Below are 17,295 nucleotides of genomic sequence, written 5' to 3' on the forward strand. Positions count from 1 at the left end.
AAGCGCGATGACCGATCGGATACTGCTTCGCGCGGGGCACGTGCTCTCGATGGATCCCTCCGTCGGGGATCTGCCGAGGGGTGACGTCCTCATCGAGGACGGCCGGATCGCGGCGGTACAACCGGAGATCAGCGCCGATGCCGAGGTTCTCGACATGAGCGGCCGCATCGTGATCCCCGGCTTCGTCGACACCCACCGCCACACCTGGGAGGCCTCGATCCGTGGCGTCGCCCCCGACGCCACCCTGGACGACTACTTCGTCGACATCCTGGACACCTTCGCCCCGCTGTACACGCCCGAGGACGTGTACGCGGCCAACCTCGCCGGCGCCCTGGAGTGCCTCAACGCAGGCATCACCACCCTCGTCGACTGGTCCCACATCAACAACACGCCCGAGCACCCGGACGCCGCGATCCAGGCGCTCACGGAGACCGGCATCCGCGCCCAGTACGCCTACGGCAGCGCCAACACCTCCCTCGCGGACTACTGGTTCGAGAGCAAGATCGCGATCCCTGGCGACGACGTCCGCCGTATCCGCGCCAAGTACTTCTCCTCCGACGACGGCCTGCTGACCATGGCGCTGGCCACCCGCGGCCCCGGCTTCTGCGTCAACGACGTCGTCACCTCCGAATGGGCCCTCGCCCGCGAACTGGACATCCCCATCACCGTGCATGTGGCGATGGGCCGCCTCGCCGGCCGCTTCGGCATGGTCAAACAGCTCAACGACCTCGGCCTCCTCGGCCCGGACACCACCTACATCCACTGCTGCTACCTCCACGAGGACGAGTGGCAGATGGTCGCCGACAGCGGCGGTACGGTCTCGGTCGCGCCGCAGGTGGAGACCCAGATGGGGCACGGCTGGCCGCCCGTGATGGCGGCGATCGAGCACGGACTCAGGCCGTCCCTGAGCATCGACGTCGTCACCACCGTGCCCGGCGACATGTTCACCCAGATCCGCGCGGCTTTCGGCGCCGAGCGCGGTCGGCTCAACGCGGACTGCTGGCAGGCCAACATGCCCGTGCCGGACACCATGTTGACGGCACGTCAGATGCTGGAGATAGCGACGAGCAACGGCGCGCACGTCGCGGGACTGGAGCACCGCACCGGTTCACTGACCCCCGGCAAGCGCGCCGACGTCGTCGCCCTCGACGCGACCGCGCTGAACATCGCTCCGGTGCACGACGCGGCGTCCGCAGTCACGCTGTGCGCGGACGTCTCCAACGTCGAGACGGTCATCGTCGACGGCGTGATCCGCAAGCGCGAGGGCAGGCTGACGGCCGACGTCGCCCGGGCCCGGCAACTCGTCGAGGCCTCCCGCGACCGGCTCCTCGCGGCGAAGGAGGCGAAGCCGAGCGCATGACCCGGCATCTGGTGCGGCGGGCCGCCGACGCGGCCGAGCCGCCGTACGACGCACACGGCTACCGGCGCCGCACCCTGGTCGGCGAGGACGACGGCAGCGTGCACACCGGCTTCGGCCTGTGTGAACTGCGGCCGGACGGCGCGGTGTCGGCGCATGTGCACTCCTACGAGGAGAGCTTCCACATCCTCGACGGAACCGCGATCCTCGACGTGCCCGACGGTTCGTACCTCCTGGAGGAGGGCGACTACGGCATCCTGCCGACCGGCGTCCCGCACGCCTGGCGCGGCACCGGGGACACGCCCGCACGCTGGGCGGACATGCTTGCGCCGGTCCCGCGGGCACGCTACGGGTACGACACACAGGCCGTACGCGACCTGCCGGCGGCGAACCCCGCCCGCATCGACGTCCGCGACCCGCGCACCCGCTCCTTCGGCCACTTCGAACCCGCACAGATGGACCCGGGCAAGCAGTCCCAGGACCTCCTCGCCGTCTCCGCGAGCATGCGCACCGCGCTGCTCGTCTACAGCGGCATCACCGTCAAGATGATGGTCGACAGCGACCTCGGCGCGGTCGCCTCGACGATGTTCATGGTCCAGTACGCGCCCGACGGCGTCGCCGGCACCCACGACCACCCCTTCGAGGAGACCTACTACTTCCTCGAAGGCGAGGCGGACGCCGTGTTCGACGGCGAACGCCACCGGCTCGGCCCCGGCGACTGCGCCTGGGCGGGCGCCGGCTGCGTGCACGGCTTCGCCAACGCCGGTACGGGGCCGCTGCGTTGGCTGGAGACCCAGGCGCCGCAGCCACCGCCGCGCCACTCGTACCGGTTCACGCGGGACTGGGAGTACCTGAGGGAGGCCCTGGAGTCATGAGCAGCGTCCTGGTCGTCGGTGGGACATCGGGCATCGGCCGCGAGTTCGCCCGGGTCCGGGCCGAGCGGGGCGACGAGGTGGTCCTCACCGGCCGCGACCCCGACCGGGCCGACGCCGCCGCCAAGGAGATCGGCGCGCGAGGCCTCGCCCTGGACCTGTCCCGGCCGCGCGAGATCGCAGCGGCGCTGGCGGACGTCGAACGGGTCGACCATCTTGTCCTCGCGGGCGTCTCCCGCGACGAGAACCGGGCAACCGACTACGACATCACCGCAGCTCTGCGCCTCGTCACGCTCAAGCTCGTCGGCTACACCGAGGTCGTGCACGTGCTGTGGCCGCGCATGACCGACGACAGCGCGATCGTCATCTTCGGCGGCCAGGCCAAGGAACGCCCCTACCCCGGCGCGACCACGGTGGCCACGGTCAATGCCGGCGTACGCGGCCTGGTGAACACCCTCGCGGTCGAACTCGCGCCCGTCCGCGTCAACGCCGTCCACCCCGGAGTCGTGGGCGACAGCCCCTACTGGCAGTCCAAGCCGGAGGAGGTGCTGGCCGCCCTGCGCGCCAGGACCCCGACCGGACGGCTCGCCACCATGACGGACGTGGTGGACTCGGTGGACTTCCTGCTGCGCAACAGGTCGGTCAACGCCGTGGAGTTGAGCGTGGACGGGGGGTGGCTGCTGGGGTGAGCGACACCGGGACGAGCGCTGCGCGACCGCACCTCGCGGTGATCGGCACCGGCCGGATGGGCGCGGCCATGGCGGTACGGCTGCGCGAGGCCGGCTTCGCAGTGACGGCGTACAACCGCACGCGGGCCAAGGCCGAGGCGACCGGGGCCGCGGTTGCCGACACGCCCCGCCAGGCCGCCGCCGTGGCAGAGGTCGTCCTCGTCTCCCTCGCCGACGACACGGCCGTACGGCAGGCGTACGGCGGGGAGGACGGCATCGCCGCCGGGCTGCGTGCCGGCACGGTGGTCGTGGAGACCAGCACCGTCGCCCCCGAGACCGTTGCCGCCCTGTCACCCCTGGTCGAGAAGGCGGGCGCGGCCCTGCTGGACGCCCCGGTCTCCGGCAGCGTCGTCTTCGTCGAACAGGGCAGGCTCACCGTCATGGCGGGCGGGGACGTCCCGGCCCTGGAACAGGCCCGCCCGGTGCTGGACGTGCTGGCCGCCCACGTCGTCCATGTCGGCCCCGCCGGCACCGGCGCGGCGATGAAGCTGGCCGTCAACTCCCTGCTTCTCGGCCTCAACCAGGCCCTGTCCGAGGCACTCGTCCTCGCCGAACGGTCCGGAGTGTCCCGGGAGTCGGCGTACGAGGTGTTCGCGGCCGGCGCCGCAGGGGCGCCGTTCGTGCAGTACAAGAAGGACGCATATCTGCACCCGGAGAGGGCCACGGTCGCCTTCACCCTCGAACTCGTCGCCAAGGACCTCGACCTGGCCCTTGCGCTCGCCGAGCGCGTGGGTGCGCCCATGCACCAGGCAGTCGCCAACAGACGGCTGGTGGGTCAAGCGGTGGAACAGGGCCTGGGCCAGCGGGACTTGAGTGCACTGGCCGACTTCCTCCGCGGTGATCGACGGCCCTGAGTCAGCCCTTGACGCCAACGCCCCCGTACAGCGACACGGGCCCCTCACTGTCCGGTGTCTCGTCCACGCCGAGCTCGGGATGCCAGTCCACCACCGACACGATCCCCGGCTCGATCAGATCAAGTCCCTTGAAGAAGCCGCCCATTTCGGTGTGCGTGCGGGCCACCAGGGTCACTCCCCCCGCCGCGTAGGCCTCGATGCCCCGCCGTACGTTCTCCGGCTCGAAGTCGGCCGTCATCGCGGACAGGACCAGGCAGCTGCCCGGTGCGAGGGCTTCGACGAGGGTGCTCACCAGGTCGTACGCGCCGTCCTCGTCGGCGATGAAGTGCAGCAGGGCGATCAGGGACAGGGCGATCGGGCGGTCGAAGTCGAGGATGCGGCCCGCCTGTTCGAGGATCGCGGCGGGGTCGCGGGCGTCGGCCTGCAGGTACTCGGTGACGCCTTCCGGGGTGCCGCGCAGCAGGGCGCCCGCGTGGGCGAGGACGATCGGGTCGTTGTCGACGTAGACGACGCGCGCGTCCGGTGCGACGCGCTGGGCGATCTGGTGGAGGTTGGGCTCGGTGGGGATGCCCGTGCCGATGTCGAGGAACTGGCGGATTCCCGATTCCTCGACGAGCCTGCGCGTGGCGCGCTGCATGAACCGGCGGTTGGCGCGCGCGGCCCGCGGCGCGTCTCCCTGCATCGACGCGATCTGCCGGCCCAGCTGCTCGTCGACGGGGTAGTTGTCCTTGCCGCCGAGAAACCAGTCGTAGACGCGGGCCGGGTGCGGCCTGGTCGTGTCGATCCGCTGTGCGGCCGGCTCGGTCCCCGTCACGTGACGCTCCTCTGCTCGACAGGCCCCAAAAGGCGTGCGTGCGAGCAGTGTTACACGATCATGCTGCGCGGCGGAGACTGTCTTCGGCCACCTCCTTGTCGAGCGCCGCCCGTACCAACGCGGCGGCGAGCACGGCCGGTTGGGTGTTCCCGGCGAGCTTCACCAGCCGGTCCGGGTCCTTCGGCAGGCCCAGCCGTTCCGCTCCGTCGAGCGCCTTGCGGTCCAGGTACGGTGCGGCTTCCGGCCACACCCGTTGCGCCTCGCGCAGGAAGATGTCGGCGCCGGCCGGGCCCAGGCCAGGGACCTCCTGGAGCAGACGGCGCAGTTCGCCGACATCGCCGTCCGCCTCCTTGCGCATCCGGCGCAGATCTCCGCCCCACCGTTCGGTCAACAGCTCGGCGCCGTCGCCGAGTTGAGTGGCGGTGCGCTCGTCGTAGCGGCGGTAGCCGCCGCGGCCCAGCGCGTCCACCCGCTGCTGCCAGTCGGCCTCGGCCATCCGGCGCGGGTCGCGCAGCCCCGCCCGGTACAGCTCGCGGGCGGTGTCGACGGCGATGGACCCGCGGATGCGGGCGCTGAGCAGGAGCGCAAGGACCAGCAACCGGTACAGCGGCTGCGGGGTGTCCTTGAGCGTGATGCCCGCCTCCTCGGCGAACGTCTGCCCATGCGCCCGCACCAGTTCGCGTACGACGTCCTTCTGACCGTTCATGGCTTCAGCGGGTCGTGGCCGATGGTCATCAGCCGGTGCCGGCGGTCGGTGTCCTCGGCCTCCGGCTCGTTCTCCAGGTCCGACTGCTCCGTGACCGTGTCGACGACCTCGTACATCACGCGGATGTCGTCGTCGGTGAGGTCCGTGCGCCGCTTCTGCAGGATCGCCAGGACGTGCTGTCCGGTGGGCGAGCCCGCCTGGTCGGGCAGGGGCTCCGTGTTCTCGTCGGAGTCACTCACCCGCAGCCAGGCGGCGAGCTCCTGGGAGGTCATGTTCACCGCGCGGTGGAAGTCGTCCCACAGCGCGTCGAGTTCGAGGGCGTCGGTCATCGAGTGCCCCTTCCGTACGTGCATGGTCCGGCCGTCGGCGGGTCAGTCCTCGCGAGGCCAGTTCTCCGCGTCGAACATCCACCGCTGCTTCTCGAGCTCCGCGGTGAGGGAGATCAGCAGGTCCTGGGTGACGGGATCCGGCTCGGCGGTCGCGGCGATGCGCTCGCGCAGCCGTCCGATCGCCGCCTCCAGCGCGTCCGCGATCAGCTGGACGACGTCCGTGTCGCGCACCCAGCCGTCCTTGGGACCCGGCAGCGTGTAGGCCGCCGCGATCGTCTCGGGTCGTCCGTCGGGCGGCAGGCCGAGCGCCGAGGAGCGCTCCGCGACCGTGTCGGCGTACGAGCGGGCCGTGGCCACCACCTCGTCGAGCTGGAGGTGGATCGAGCGGAACCGCGGGCCGACGATGTTCCAGTGCACCTGCTTTGCGATCAGTGAGAGCCCGAGAAGATCCACGAGAGTGCTCTGCAGTGCGTCACCGGCGATCTTGCGGGCCGGTTCCGGAAGTGTGCTCTTCACCGCAGTCATAGGGCGCTTCTCCTTCCAGCCGTTGCGGTCACTCCACGCGGGCTCGGGTGCCCATGGCGAAGTGGTGCAAACAAGACGCGGGGCTGCCTGGTGCCGTCTCAGTGCGTGAGCACGCCGTCCAGGAAACGGGACAGATCCGCGAAGACCTCGGCCTTGTTGGTCTCGTTGAACACCTCGTGCCGGGCGCCGGGATAGATCCGCTCGGTGAGGTTGCCGCCGCTGAGCTGCTCGACGCCGACGCGGCTTCCGGCCGGCGGAACCAGCCGGTCGTCGTCGCCGTGCAGCCACAGCAGCGGCAGCCGGCCGACATCACCGCTCTTGGCGACGGTCTCCAGCGTCCGGGCGAACGCCTCCACGGTCGGCCGCTTCATCGGACCGTGCCAGACCAGCGGGTCGGCCACGTACGCCGCCCCGACCGCCGTGTCGCGGGAGAGCGAGGCCGGACTGATGGGCGTGTCGGGGATCTCGTCGAGCGCGAGCAGCTGCCCCGGCAGTTCCCATGCACCGATCACCGGCCCGGACAGCACGAGCGCCGCGAGCTCGTCGCCGTAGCGCTGGGCGTAACGGGCCGAGATCAGCCCGCCCATGGAATGCCCGATCAGCACGACCGGCACCCCCGGGTACGCGGACCGTGCCAGCTCCGCCACGAGGTGGACGTCACCGACCACGTCCTCGAAGTCCTCGACCAGCACCCGCTCGCCCGCCGACCTGCCGTGCCCCACATGATCGGGCGCGAAGACCGCGGCCCCGTGTCCGGCCAGAGCGCCCGCCAACTCCTCGTACCGGCCGGCGTGCTCCCCGTACCCGTGCACGACCAGCGCCAGATACCGGGGCCGCTCCCGAGGCCACTCGCGTACGGCGATCGAACCGTGGCTCCCCGTGAGGACGTGCTCGCGGCCGTCGGCCATGTCTCCTCCAGCTGCGTCGGTGAAGGTCCTGCTCCCGGAGGATCTTCCCAGCGGGCGCGGCAGCGGTCTACACTCCAAAACTAGCAGCGCTAATTAAGGGCTGATTTCGTGTGCCGTAGGTCAGGAGTTCTGTCGTGCGCCCCGTCCACTTCGCGGCCGCCCGCCGCACCCCCATCGGAAAGCTGCGCGGAGCCCTGTCCTCCGTGCGCCCCGACGACCTCGCGGCGCACGTGATCCGGTCCCTCGTCGCCGACGTCCCCGCTCTCGACCCGGCTCGCATCGACGACGTCTACTGGGGCGCCGCCAATCAGGCCGGCGAGGACAACCGCAACGTCGCCCGCATGGCCGCCCTGCTCGCGGGCCTCCCCGAATCCGTCCCCGGCGCCACGGTCAACCGACTGTGCGCCTCGGGCCTGGAGGCGGTGACGACGGCCGCCCGCACCATCGCCGCCGGAGAGGCCGACATCGTGCTCGCGGGCGGCTCCGAGTCGATGAGCCGTGCCCCCTTCGTCCTGCCCCGCCCCGACGAGGCCCTCCCGCACCGCATCGAGACCGTCGACACCCGCCTCGGCTGGCGCCTGGTCAACCCGGCGATGAGGGACCTCCACGGCCTGCTGCCCATGGGCGAGACAGCGGAGGAGGTCGCCGGCCGCTATGACATCACCCGTGAACGCCAGGACGAGTTCGCCCTGCGCAGCCACCAACGCGCCGCGGACGCCCGCAAGAACGGCCACTTCGACGACGAACTGCTGCCGGTGGAACGCCCCGACGGCGTGCTCGTCGACGCCGACGAATGCATCCGCGAGGACACGTCGTACGAGAAGCTCGCGCGCCTGAAGCCGGTCTTCCGCACCGGAGGCACGGTCACGGCGGGCAACGCGTCCCCGATGAACGACGGCGCCGCCGGCCTCCTCCTGGTCAGCGAGGAAGCCCTCAACGACCTGGGCCTGGAGTCCCTCGGCCGCTACGTCGCCGGCGCCTCGGCCGGGGTCCACCCCGACGTGATGGGCATCGGCCCGGTCCCCGCCACCCGCAAGGCCCTTGCCCGCGCCGACTGGACGATCGCCGACATCCAGGAGGCCGAGTTCAACGAGGCGTTCGCGGCCCAGGCGCTGGCCTGCGTGGATCAGTTGGGCATCGACGAGGAGCTGGTGAACCCGAGCGGCGGCGCCATCGCCCTGGGTCATCCGCTGGGCTGCTCCGGGGCGCGCATCCTCACGACGCTGCTGCACCGCATGCGGCGGACGGGGGCGGAGCGGGGGCTGGCGACGATGTGTGTGGGGGTGGGGCAGGGGAGCGCGGTGCTGGTGGAGCGGCACTGAGCGCTCCGCGGGTTGTGCGGCGATGGGCGGTCCGTCGTCTGCGGCATCGTCGTGGCTGGTCGCGCCCACGCGGCGGAGCCGCATATCGATACGGCCCCGCGCCCCTTTGGGGGTGCCGGCGGCGGCACTTCTGACCGCCGGGGTGTGATCTTTCAGCCCGTCCGGCGTTTGAGGACGAGGCCGTTCAGGCCGAAAGCACCCGTCCCAAAGATGGCAGCCCCCAGCGACGCCCACACCACCGCCGGGCGCCAACCAGCGAGACGGTACTTACACGCCCCGTTGGCTGCACATAGCATCGGTCCCCGCATGAACACGATGACGCTCTGGCACATAACCGGCTGGGAGTTCGCCGCCCTCGCCTTCGCCGCCCTCCTCGTCGGCTTCTCCAAGACCGCCGTGAGCGGAGCCAACACGGTGAGCCTCGCCATCTTCGCGGCGGTCCTGCCCGCGCGCGCCTCCACCGGCGTCCTGCTGCCCATCCTGATCGTCGGCGACGTCCTCGCCGTCCTCACCTACCGCAGGCACGCCCACTGGCCCACACTGTGGCGGCTGTTCCCGGCGGTCGCGGCGGGCGTGGTCGTGGGCACGGTGTTCCTGATGTGGGCCAATGACGGGATGGTACGAACGTCGATCGGCGCGATCCTGCTGCTGATGGCGGGCGTGACGGTGTGGCGGCGGCGCACGGCGGAGGCCGACGAGGAGCCGGACTCGGTGGCCACGAGGTCCGGCCGGGTCAAGGCCCGCTCGTACGGCGTCCTCGGTGGCTTCACCACGATGGTCGCCAACGCGGGCGGCCCGGTGATGTCGATGTACCTGCTCTCGGCGGGCTTCCGGAAACTCGGATTCCTGGGCACCTCGGCGTTCTTCTTCCTGATCGTGAACGTGTCGAAGGTGCCCTTCAGTGTCGGCCTCGGCCTGATCGACGGCCGCTCGCTGTTCCTTGACGCCGCACTCGCCGTGTTCGTCGTGCCCGGTGCGTTGTTCGGCAGATGGGCTGTGAACCGAATCAACCAGCGCCTCTTCGAACAACTCGTGATCGCTGCGACGGTGGTGGGCGGCCTGCAGCTGCTGTTGCGCTGAGCGAGCTACTCCTCCGCCGAACCCCGCAACAGCCGCGGCAGATCCGCGAACGACTCGATGACGTGATCCGGCGTACCGCTCGCATCCCGATGCGTCTCGGGCAGATACTTCCCGGTCTTCACCAGCACCCCGGTGATCCCCGCACGCTGCGCCGCCAGCACATCGGACTCGATGTCGTCCCCGACCATCAGCGCGTCACCGGCCTCCACCCCGAGCCGAGCCAGCCCCGCCTCGAAGAACGCCGCCGACGGCTTCCCGGTCACCTCGGCCTCGGTCCGGGCCGCCTGCTCCAGCCCGACGAGAAACGCCCCGGAGTCGAGTTGCAGCCCGGCATCGGTACGCCAGTACAGATTGCGGTGTACGGCGACCAGCCGGGCCCCGCGCTGCAGATACCCGAAGGCCCGGTTGAGCGCGTCGTAGTCGAACTCCGGCCCGGCGCCCCCGACGATCACGACGTCCGGCACGCTCTCCGCATCCTCGGGGTCGACAGCCTCCGGGTCTACATCCACAGGGTCGAGCAGCGCGACCCCGTCGAGATCCTCCCGGATGTCCCCGCTGTTCAGCAGCACACACCGCGCCCCCGGACAGTGCTCGGCGAGATAGGCGGCGGTGGCCACGGGCGCGGTCAGGATGTCCTCCGCGTCGACCGCGAACCCGGCCTCCCGCAAGGTCCCGGCGATCGAGGCCCGCGTCCGCGAGGTCGTATTCGTCACCAGCGCGACCCCGAACCCGGCCTCCCGGATCTCCCGCAACGCCTCCACCGCCCCGGGCAACGGCTCCCACGAGACGGTGAGCACCCCGTCGATGTCGATGAGGACGGCACGCACAGACCCACGCACGGACTCACGTACTGACTCCATGCCTGGACGATAACCGCGCACCGCCCGCCAGCCCGGGAATGCGACGGCCGAAGGCGTTGTTGGACCGGCTGTGATTGGCATGCTCGGATCAAAGATCCGTGGCGTGGGCGAAGGGAGAACCTCATGGCACGCAGCACCGCGCGCCCCGTCGTCAAGCTGAAGCCGACGGCCGGAACCGGCGTCACCTACGTGACCCGCAAGAACCGCCTCAACGACCCCGACCGACTCGTCCTGCGCAAGTACGACCAGGTGGCCGGCGCGCACGTCGAGTTCCGCGAGGAGCGCTGAAGCAGCACGCGACGACCAGACCGCGGCCTTGAGGAACCACTCTGCGGCCGCGGCTCCGGAAAGGAGAACCCCATGAAGCCCCGCATCCATCCCGACTCCCGCTACGTGGTCTTCCGCGACCGCACCGCGGACGTCACCTTCCTGACCCGATCCACCGCCGACTCGTCGAAGACGATCGAGTGGGAGGACGGCAACACCTACCCCGTGATCGATGTCGAGATCTCCTCGGCATCCCACCCCTTCTACACGGGCAGGTCGCGGGTCCTGGACACGGCCGGCCGGGTGGAGCGCTTCGAGCGCCGCTACGGCCGCTCCCCGGCGACCCGTCACTGACGCGGCCCCGCGCCCTACCCGAGGAGAGCAGAACCATGAAGGTCCGCAAGTCCCTGCGCTCACTGAAGTCCAAGCCCGGCGCCCAGGTGGTCCGCCGACGGGGCGTGGTCTACGTGATCAACAAGAAGGACCCCCGCTTCAAGGCCCGCCAGGGCTGAGCGCATAGATGGGACGGCCGCCCGGTGCACCCACCGGGCGGCCGTCCCGCATCCCCCGCAACCGCGCCCGCCGCCGACCTCGTACGCTCGCACCCATGTCCCCCCACGTCCTGATCCTCGGCGGCACCACCGAGGCCCGCGAACTGGCCGCCGCGCTTACGGCACACCCCGGCGTCCGCGTCACGACCTCACTCGCAGGGCGGGTGACCCGGCCGGGCGCGCTGGCGGGGGAGGTGCGCGTCGGAGGCTTCGGCGGGGCGGAGGGGCTGGCCGACTGGCTGCGCGAGCAGCACGTGGACGCCCTCGTGGACGCCACGCACCCCTTCGCCGAGTCGATCACGGCGAACGCGGCTCAGGCCGCGTCGGCGGCCGGCGTCCCGGCGGTCGTCCTGCGCCGGCCGGGCTGGCAGCCCGGCCCCGAGGACCGCTGGCACCTGGTCTCGTCACTCGCCGCGGCGGCGGACCTCCTGCCGCGCTTCGGCCCCCGCGTCTTCCTGACGACGGGACGCATGGGCCTGTCCGCCTTCGCCCACCTGACGGGCCGTCACTTCGTCGTACGGTCCGTGGAGCCCCCCGAGCCGCCGATGCCGCCGCACACGGAAGTGCTGCTGGCCCGCGGTCCGTTCACGGTGGACGACGAGACGGCGCTGCTGCGCGAGTACCTGGTCGACGTCCTGGTGACGAAGGACAGCGGGGGAGCGGCGACGGCCGCCAAGCTCACGGCCGCCCGCGGACTTGGGCTGCCGGTCGTGGTCGTACGCAGGCCGCCCTTGCCGGAGGGCGTGACCGCCGTCCCCGACGTGCAGCAAGCCCTCGCCCGGCTGGGCCTCAGCCCGACGTGACCGACGCCCGCAGCCGATCGATCGCGCGCAACACCTCACCGCGGTTCTTGGCACTCTTGATCCAGGCGGGCAGCCTCGCGACCAGCGTCATCTTCGGACGACGTTGCGGCGACGCGGGTCCAGCACGGGCGGCTGCGGTGCGGCGGCAGGCGGAGCGGCCTCCTCGATCACTGTCACGAGGTCACGATCACACCGGTGGACTACCGATGCATGCGGGGCGACCCACTCGGGTGGCGCATGCCTACCGCTCCCCGGGATGCCTGCGCAGCAGATACGTGTCCATGATCCACCCCTTGCGCTCCCGGGCCTCGGCCCGCAGCCGCTCGATCCGCGGCGCGGCCTCACCGATCGGCCCGGAGGCCAGGATCTCGTCCGGAGTGCCGATGTACGCGCCCCAGTAGATGTCCATGTCCTCGTCGGCGTACTGCCGGAAGGTCTGGTGGGCGTCCAGCATCACGACCACGTCGTCCACGCCCTCAGGGAAGCCCTCGGCGAGCCGCCGCCCGGTGGTGATCTGAACGGGCCGGGCCACTCGGTTCAGCCCGGTGCGATGCCGGGCGACGAGCGCGGAGACACTGCTGATGCCGGGCACGACCTCGTACTCGAACTCGACGGCACCCCGCTCCCGCACCTCCTCCAGAATCCCGATCGTGCTGTCGTACAGCGCCGGATCCCCCCACACCAGGAACGCGCCGCTCTCGTCCTCGCCCAGCTCCTCGGCGATCAGCCGCTCGTAGATGTCGGCGCGCGCACTGCGCCAGTCCCCGACGGCGGGGGAGTAGGCCGCACCGCCCGCCTTCCGGTCCCGCTCCGGATCCCGCGCCTCGACCACCCGGTACGACGTCCCGTCCGGTATGTGTGCGTCGAGCATGTCCCGGCGGAGGCGGGTGAGGTCGTCCTTCACCTCACCCTTCTCGAGAATGAAGAACACGTCCGTGCTCCGCAGCGCCCTGACCGCCTGCAGGGTGAGCTGGTCGGGGTCGCCCGCGCCGATACCGATGACATGAATCTTTCGCACACCCCGAGTCTGCCCCACACCACTGACAGTCCGTACACCGCATCCCTACCGAGCGGGACGGACGCCGCAGGCCCTGCCGGTCCTACGAGGTCCGCCCGCGCAACCGCGGCGCCCGCGCCCCGGCATCGACGGCCCCGCCACCACGCTCCACCTCGTCCGCCAGCCCACGCCCCCAGCTGACCAACCCCACCAGATCCATCCCGTACGGCCGCTGCCGCCCCGACTCCGCCGCCCACTGCTCGACGGCCCCGGCACCCCGGCGCAGCAGCCGGGCACCGCCGGTGACATTCCCACGGGCCGCATGCGTGAGCCCCACGGCAACCTGCGCCAGCCCCCGCCACAGCTCCCGCTCCTCCTCCGGCCCCGACTTCCACGCATCCTCGAACACTTCATGCGCGTGGAAGGGCTTACCGGCGTCCAACAGCTCCTGCGCCTCGGCGACGCTCTGCTCCGGGGCGCGTACGACGCCCTCGGGCTGCCGGGCCACCCCGTCCGCGCCGTACGGCAGCGGCCGCCCGAGCCCGTCCCGCGGCCGTGCACTGCGCGCCCGCCCCTCGCCGTCCCGGTCCCGCGCCCCGGCCACCCGGCCCGACGACGCGCTGCCCCTGCGTCCCGTACTGCCCATACGCCCGATTGTCCCGCGCCACCGACCGGCTTCGGCACCACCCCGCACGTGGGGTAAAGTGCTGTCCGCGCGATCACGCGGTTCACCGCGGGAAGCGCACCGGGACGTGGCGCAGCTTGGTAGCGCACTTGACTGGGGGTCAAGGGGTCGCAGGTTCAAATCCTGTCGTCCCGACTTTGCGAAGTCGCAGGTCAGGGGCCGTTTCAGAGGAAATCTGAAACGGCCCCTTGATCATTTTTGGGGACCAGTTGGGGATCAGCGCACCTGACCGGAGGTGAAGCGCACATTGGCCGGGTCAAGGTGCGCCATGCGGTCCGTTGGCGAGCGCACTTTCCGCCCTCTGCGGGCCGATGCCCGTGCGGCCGCGTCCATCCGACGCCGCTGTCTCTTCCTGCATCGCACCGCCGGTATGGCCCCGGCCATGGATGTGTGCCTGGAAGTGGATCGGCCAGAGGACGCGGTGTCCGCTGCGGGCTCCCGGACGGCGGGCTGACCTTCACCCGAGGGGGCCGGATCAGGCCCTGACGGCGAACGTGCGCCGGCCGGCGGACCGTCGGCATCCGCGGGTGCACCGCCCGGAAGTGGGGCCGAGGCAGCCGAGTGGGCGGCGTTTCCCTTCGCCCGGGGGGCATGCCCCCTGTCGCGCACTGTGGCTGCCCCCACCCGCGAATCGGCTGCCAGCCCGAGTGACCCCTTCGCGGCGCGTGCCTAGCGTTGTGGCGCATGGCATCCTCCCTGATCATCTCGACGCTGGGCAGACGCGCAGGCGTGGCGGCCCTGTTGGCGGCCGTCGTCGTGCCCGTCGCTCCGGCTGCCGCACAGCAGCCCGCTGCCCGGCAGCACGCCGTCTGCGGACCGCACGGCGAACTGCGTCAGGCACTGCGCACGCTCACCCATCGCGACCGGATCACCGGTGCCGCGGTACTGATCACCGACACCGCGGGCGCATCCTGCGGGAGTTGGACCGAGACCGCGGGGACGGCCGACCTGAGCACGGGCCGCCTCATGAACGCCACCGACCGATTACGCGCCGGCAGCGTCACCAAGACGTTCACCGCGACGGTCGTGCTCCAGCTCGCCGCCGAGCACCGGATCGCGCTCGATGCTCCCGTCGACCGCTACCTGCCCGGTCTGATCCGGCAGAACGGCTACGACGGCCGCCGGATCACGGTACGGCAGCTTCTGCAACACACCAGCGGGTTGCCCGACTACCTCGACGCCCCCGAATGGGAGCACCCCGAACGCATCCGGTACCGCCACTTCGAGCCGCGCGAGCTCGTCGCTCGCGCCCTCGGCCTGCCGCGCCCGCACGGCGAATGGCACTACGCCACCACCAACTACCTCCTCGCGGGCCTGATCATCCGCGAGGTCACCGGCCACTCTCCGGAGGCGGAGATCACCCGCCGCGTGATCCGTCCCCTCGGGTTGCACGACACGTACTGGCCCGGGGACGACACGCGCATCCACGGACCGCACTCGCGCAGCTACTTCACCGCCGAGGACGGCCGCCTCGCCGACGGCACTGCCTGGAACACGACCTTCGGCGGGGTCGGCGGCGCCCTGGTCTCCACACCCGCCGACCTCACCCGGTTCATCACCGCGCTTCTCGGCAGCCGTCTGCTGCCCGCGGACCAACTGGCCGACATGCGGCGGACGGTGGCCGCGGACCCCGACCGGCTGTGGCCCGGCGCCCGTTACGGGCTCGGCCTGATCGCCTCCCCGCTGCGCTGCGGCGGCCTGTGGTGGGGCCATGCAGGGACCGTACCGGGAGGCCACCGGGCGCTGACCGCCGTGGGCCCCGGCGGGCGGAGCGTCGCCGTCGCACTCAACGAGGTACCGGCCACGCTCCAGGCCGAACAGGACTTCCTCGACACGGTCCAGACCGCCTTCTGTGAAGAGCGGCCTTCCGAAGGAACAGAACCAACAGAAGGGGAACATCAGTGATCCGCTTAGCCCGCTCGCTGCCGTGCGCTTCGGGAACGGCGAGAAAGGCCGCCCTGGGCCTGGCCGCCACCGCTCTCGCCCTCACTGCGCTTCCCGCCGCCGTACTCCCGGCCCAGGCGGCCTCCGACCCCCTCGCCCGCTACCACCACCAGCGCCTCGACTGGAAGAGCTGCGTGCTCGGCCCGAACGACGCGACCGGCAAGGAGCTGGAGCAGGCGGGCGCCCAATGTGCCGACGTGACCGTGCCGTTGGACTACAGCGCCCCCGACGGCCGTACGATCACCGTCGCGATCTCCCGGATCCGCGCCACCGACACAGCCCACCGCGTCGGCCCGCTGCTGCTGAACGGCGGTGGCCCCGGCGGGCAGACGCTCGGTGACCCGCCGTGGGTGCGCAAGGCGATGAAGGAGGTCGGCGCGCGCTACGACGTGGTGGGCGTGGATCCCCGCTTCGTCGGCCGCAGCACCCCGCTGGACTGCCACTGGCCGACCGGCTCCGCGTTCCGGAGCGCGGGCGTCGGCCGCGTCGGGTTCGAGCGCATGGCGGCGTTCTCCGAGGAACTCGCCCAGCGCTGCCGGCAGCGCGCAGGTGACGTGCTGCCGTACGTCACCACCCGGAACACCGCCCGCGACCTGGACGTCATCCGCGCCGCGCTCGCTGAACGGCGGATTTCCTATCTGGGGTACTCGTACGGCAGTTACCTGGGCGAGGTGTACACCACGATGTTCCCCGGCCGCACCGACCGTGTCGTCCTGGACGGTGTCATAGACCCGGGCCGGTACGGTCCCCGGCTGCTGCGGGGCACCGAGAAGGCCAACCGCCACGCACTGGAGGGCTGGGCCTCGTGGGCCGCCGCCCGTGACGCGACCTACGGCCTGGGTCGTACCCGTGGGGCGGTGCTGGAGGTCGTGGATCGCGTCCAGTCCGTCGCCGCCCGCACACCGTTGCGGCTCGGCGTCCACCGGGTGGACGAGCACATGGTGCCCCTCATCGTCTTCAACGGCCTCTCGCAGGACAACGACGCCGCTTACGGGGACTTTGCGCAGGGGGTACGGGACATGCTGCGCGCGGCGGACGGGCAGCGGGTCATCCCGTCCCCGTGGCTCGCCGAGGTTCTCGAGTTCGAGCTGACCGGGGCCGACTCCCCCTACGGAAGCGTCCAGATGGCGATCCTCTGCGGTGACATGGCCGCCCCGCGGGATCCGGAGGTCTACTGGCGCGACATCCAGCAAGCACGCGTGCGGGACGCGTTGTTCGGCCCTGTCACGAACAACCTCAACCCCTGCGCCTTCTGGGACCCGCCCCGCGAGCGCCCGACCACGATCAGGGACGACCTCCCAGCCCTGCTCGTCAACGCCACCGGAGACCCGCGCACCACCTACGACGGCGCCACAGCGGTGCGCCGGACGTGGCCCTCCTCCCGTCTGGTCACCCTGCGCGGCGCCGACCAGCACGCGGTGTACGGCGTCTACGGCACCCCGTGCGTCGACGCCACGGTCAATACCTACCTCGCCACCGGCCGCCTCCCGGCCACGGACATCACTTGCGGGGCGCGCCCCCTGTGAGCGCCGGGCTGTACCTGCGTACGCCGCATCCCGGGTGCTCATGGGTGCCGGCCGCTTTGCCGCTGTGCCGCAAGGAAGGGCTCGGCCGACTCGCCTTCCAGCCGCTGGCGCAGGGTGTGCTGACCGGGAAGTGCCGACCAGGACAGGAGCCCCTGAGGGCTCGCGTG

20 protein-coding genes and 1 tRNA gene are annotated in these 17,295 nt (G+C 71.4%); 13 read left to right on the plus strand and 8 right to left on the minus strand.

Annotation, left to right across the window (positions count from 1 at the left end; all coding sequences use genetic code 11):
- Positions 1-7 precede the first annotated feature (7 nt).
- Genes EDD92_RS40405 through EDD92_RS40420 form a run of 4 tightly spaced genes read left to right on the plus strand, consistent with a single transcriptional unit; the run spans position 8 to position 3,811 of the window.
- Positions 8-1,360, plus strand: a complete 1,353-nt coding sequence (locus EDD92_RS40405; RefSeq protein WP_123968872.1) for an amidohydrolase family protein — start codon at positions 8-10, stop codon at positions 1,358-1,360.
- Positions 1,357-2,232 (plus strand): cupin domain-containing protein, encoded by an 876-nt coding sequence (locus tag EDD92_RS40410; RefSeq protein WP_123968873.1) that lies wholly within the window; start codon positions 1,357-1,359, stop codon positions 2,230-2,232. Before EDD92_RS40405 ends, EDD92_RS40410 begins: the two co-directional genes overlap by 4 nt.
- The gene (locus EDD92_RS40415; RefSeq protein ID WP_123968874.1) at positions 2,229-2,918 is read left to right on the plus strand and encodes an SDR family NAD(P)-dependent oxidoreductase; all 690 of its coding nucleotides are present in this window, start codon (positions 2,229-2,231) and stop codon (positions 2,916-2,918) included. The genes EDD92_RS40410 and EDD92_RS40415 overlap by 4 nt, the downstream gene beginning before the upstream one ends.
- A complete protein-coding gene (locus EDD92_RS40420) occupies positions 2,915-3,811 on the plus strand; it encodes an NAD(P)-dependent oxidoreductase (protein ID WP_260327110.1) in 897 nt (298 codons plus the stop codon). The genes EDD92_RS40415 and EDD92_RS40420 overlap by 4 nt, the downstream gene beginning before the upstream one ends.
- A 1-nt stretch (position 3,812) precedes the next feature.
- Here EDD92_RS40420 and EDD92_RS40425 read toward each other — a convergent pair whose 3' ends face one another.
- The 5 genes from EDD92_RS40425 to EDD92_RS40445 all read right to left on the minus strand — a co-directional run bounded on the left by EDD92_RS40425 (position 3,813) and on the right by EDD92_RS40445 (position 7,093).
- Positions 3,813-4,625, minus strand: a complete 813-nt coding sequence (locus tag EDD92_RS40425; protein ID WP_123968875.1) for an SAM-dependent methyltransferase — start codon at positions 4,623-4,625, stop codon at positions 3,813-3,815.
- Between the two features lie 58 nt (positions 4,626-4,683).
- Positions 4,684-5,331, minus strand: a complete 648-nt coding sequence (locus tag EDD92_RS40430) for an endonuclease (RefSeq protein WP_123968876.1) — start codon at positions 5,329-5,331, stop codon at positions 4,684-4,686.
- The gene (locus EDD92_RS40435; RefSeq protein ID WP_123968877.1) at positions 5,328-5,660 is read right to left on the minus strand and encodes a DUF3140 domain-containing protein; all 333 of its coding nucleotides are present in this window, start codon (positions 5,658-5,660) and stop codon (positions 5,328-5,330) included. The genes EDD92_RS40430 and EDD92_RS40435 overlap by 4 nt, the downstream gene beginning before the upstream one ends.
- 42 nt (positions 5,661-5,702) lie before the next feature.
- Positions 5,703-6,185, minus strand: a complete 483-nt coding sequence (locus EDD92_RS40440; protein ID WP_123968878.1) for a Dps family protein — start codon at positions 6,183-6,185, stop codon at positions 5,703-5,705.
- A 98-nt stretch (positions 6,186-6,283) separates the two neighbouring features.
- Complete coding sequence (locus EDD92_RS40445; protein ID WP_123968879.1) at positions 6,284-7,093, minus strand: alpha/beta hydrolase; 810 nt, start codon at positions 7,091-7,093, stop codon at positions 6,284-6,286.
- Between the two features lie 134 nt (positions 7,094-7,227).
- Between EDD92_RS40445 and EDD92_RS40450 the strand changes: the two genes are divergently transcribed.
- Both EDD92_RS40450 and EDD92_RS40455 read left to right on the plus strand, forming a co-directional pair.
- Positions 7,228-8,415, plus strand: a complete 1,188-nt coding sequence (locus EDD92_RS40450) for a thiolase family protein (RefSeq protein WP_123968880.1) — start codon at positions 7,228-7,230, stop codon at positions 8,413-8,415.
- Positions 8,416-8,721: 306 nt separating this feature from the next.
- Positions 8,722-9,495, plus strand: a complete 774-nt coding sequence (locus EDD92_RS40455) for a sulfite exporter TauE/SafE family protein (protein ID WP_123968881.1) — start codon at positions 8,722-8,724, stop codon at positions 9,493-9,495.
- A 5-nt stretch (positions 9,496-9,500) separates the two neighbouring features.
- On the opposite strand, the gene EDD92_RS40460 is transcribed toward EDD92_RS40455, so the two are convergent.
- On the minus strand, positions 9,501-10,355 hold the full coding sequence (locus EDD92_RS40460) for an HAD-IIA family hydrolase (RefSeq protein WP_185124278.1): 855 nt from the start codon (positions 10,353-10,355) through the stop codon (positions 9,501-9,503).
- Positions 10,356-10,478: 123 nt separating this feature from the next.
- Between EDD92_RS40460 and rpmG the strand changes: the two genes are divergently transcribed.
- From rpmG to EDD92_RS40480, 4 genes are all read left to right on the plus strand, one after another.
- Positions 10,479-10,643 carry a 50S ribosomal protein L33 gene (gene rpmG / locus EDD92_RS40465; RefSeq protein WP_123968882.1) on the plus strand — a complete coding sequence of 55 codons (165 nt, stop codon included), beginning with the start codon at positions 10,479-10,481 and terminating at the stop codon, positions 10,641-10,643.
- Between the two features lie 72 nt (positions 10,644-10,715).
- Entirely contained in the window at positions 10,716-10,976 is a 261-nt protein-coding gene (locus tag EDD92_RS40470) for a type B 50S ribosomal protein L31 (RefSeq protein ID WP_030935933.1), read from the plus strand.
- A gap of 35 nt (positions 10,977-11,011) precedes the next feature.
- Entirely contained in the window at positions 11,012-11,134 is a 123-nt protein-coding gene (gene ykgO, locus EDD92_RS40475; protein ID WP_030935932.1) for a type B 50S ribosomal protein L36, read from the plus strand.
- A gap of 95 nt (positions 11,135-11,229) precedes the next feature.
- Positions 11,230-11,976, plus strand: coding sequence for a cobalt-precorrin-6A reductase (locus EDD92_RS40480; protein ID WP_123968883.1), 747 nt, complete (start codon positions 11,230-11,232; stop codon positions 11,974-11,976).
- A 241-nt stretch (positions 11,977-12,217) separates the two neighbouring features.
- Here the strand turns inward: EDD92_RS40480 and cobF are convergent, their stop codons facing one another.
- Together cobF and EDD92_RS40490 are read right to left on the minus strand one after the other, a co-directional pair.
- Positions 12,218-12,994 carry a precorrin-6A synthase (deacetylating) gene (gene cobF / locus EDD92_RS40485; protein ID WP_123968884.1) on the minus strand — a complete coding sequence of 259 codons (777 nt, stop codon included), beginning with the start codon at positions 12,992-12,994 and terminating at the stop codon, positions 12,218-12,220.
- Between the two features lie 82 nt (positions 12,995-13,076).
- The gene (locus tag EDD92_RS40490; protein WP_123968885.1) at positions 13,077-13,619 is read right to left on the minus strand and encodes a DUF309 domain-containing protein; all 543 of its coding nucleotides are present in this window, start codon (positions 13,617-13,619) and stop codon (positions 13,077-13,079) included.
- Positions 13,620-13,719: 100 nt separating this feature from the next.
- Between EDD92_RS40490 and EDD92_RS40495 the strand changes: the two genes are divergently transcribed.
- The 3 genes from EDD92_RS40495 (at position 13,720) to EDD92_RS40505 (ending at position 17,128) form a co-directional block, all read left to right on the plus strand.
- Positions 13,720-13,793, plus strand: a tRNA-Pro gene (locus tag EDD92_RS40495).
- Between the two features lie 549 nt (positions 13,794-14,342).
- Complete coding sequence (locus tag EDD92_RS40500; protein WP_185124279.1) at positions 14,343-15,563, plus strand: serine hydrolase; 1,221 nt, start codon at positions 14,343-14,345, stop codon at positions 15,561-15,563.
- On the plus strand, positions 15,560-17,128 hold the full coding sequence (locus EDD92_RS40505; RefSeq protein ID WP_123968886.1) for an alpha/beta hydrolase: 1,569 nt from the start codon (positions 15,560-15,562) through the stop codon (positions 17,126-17,128). The genes EDD92_RS40500 and EDD92_RS40505 overlap by 4 nt, the downstream gene beginning before the upstream one ends.
- Positions 17,129-17,295: the final 167 nt, after the last annotated feature.

The sequence above is a fragment of the Streptomyces sp. TLI_185 genome (assembly GCF_003814765.1).
In the GTDB taxonomy this organism is placed as follows: Bacteria; Actinomycetota; Actinomycetes; order Streptomycetales; family Streptomycetaceae; genus Streptomyces.

Coding starts and splice junctions, on each gene's coding strand:
- EDD92_RS40405 (WP_123968872.1), top strand. CDS start 8: ATGACCGATCGGATACTGCTTCGCGCGGGGCACGTGCTCTCGATGGAT.
- EDD92_RS40410 (WP_123968873.1), top strand. CDS start 1,357: ATGACCCGGCATCTGGTGCGGCGGGCCGCCGACGCGGCCGAGCCGCCG.
- EDD92_RS40415 (WP_123968874.1), top strand. CDS start 2,229: ATGAGCAGCGTCCTGGTCGTCGGTGGGACATCGGGCATCGGCCGCGAG.
- EDD92_RS40430 (WP_123968876.1), bottom strand. CDS start 5,331: ATGAACGGTCAGAAGGACGTCGTACGCGAACTGGTGCGGGCGCATGGG.
- EDD92_RS40435 (WP_123968877.1), bottom strand. CDS start 5,660: ATGACCGACGCCCTCGAACTCGACGCGCTGTGGGACGACTTCCACCGC.
- EDD92_RS40440 (WP_123968878.1), bottom strand. CDS start 6,185: ATGACTGCGGTGAAGAGCACACTTCCGGAACCGGCCCGCAAGATCGCC.
- EDD92_RS40445 (WP_123968879.1), bottom strand. CDS start 7,093: ATGGCCGACGGCCGCGAGCACGTCCTCACGGGGAGCCACGGTTCGATC.
- EDD92_RS40455 (WP_123968881.1), top strand. CDS start 8,722: ATGAACACGATGACGCTCTGGCACATAACCGGCTGGGAGTTCGCCGCC.
- EDD92_RS40460 (WP_185124278.1), bottom strand. CDS start 10,355: ATGGAGTCAGTACGTGAGTCCGTGCGTGGGTCTGTGCGTGCCGTCCTC.
- rpmG (WP_123968882.1), top strand. CDS start 10,479: ATGGCACGCAGCACCGCGCGCCCCGTCGTCAAGCTGAAGCCGACGGCC.
- EDD92_RS40470 (WP_030935933.1), top strand. CDS start 10,716: ATGAAGCCCCGCATCCATCCCGACTCCCGCTACGTGGTCTTCCGCGAC.
- ykgO (WP_030935932.1), top strand. CDS start 11,012: ATGAAGGTCCGCAAGTCCCTGCGCTCACTGAAGTCCAAGCCCGGCGCC.
- EDD92_RS40480 (WP_123968883.1), top strand. CDS start 11,230: ATGTCCCCCCACGTCCTGATCCTCGGCGGCACCACCGAGGCCCGCGAA.
- EDD92_RS40490 (WP_123968885.1), bottom strand. CDS start 13,619: ATGGGCAGTACGGGACGCAGGGGCAGCGCGTCGTCGGGCCGGGTGGCC.
- EDD92_RS40500 (WP_185124279.1), top strand. CDS start 14,343: ATGGCATCCTCCCTGATCATCTCGACGCTGGGCAGACGCGCAGGCGTG.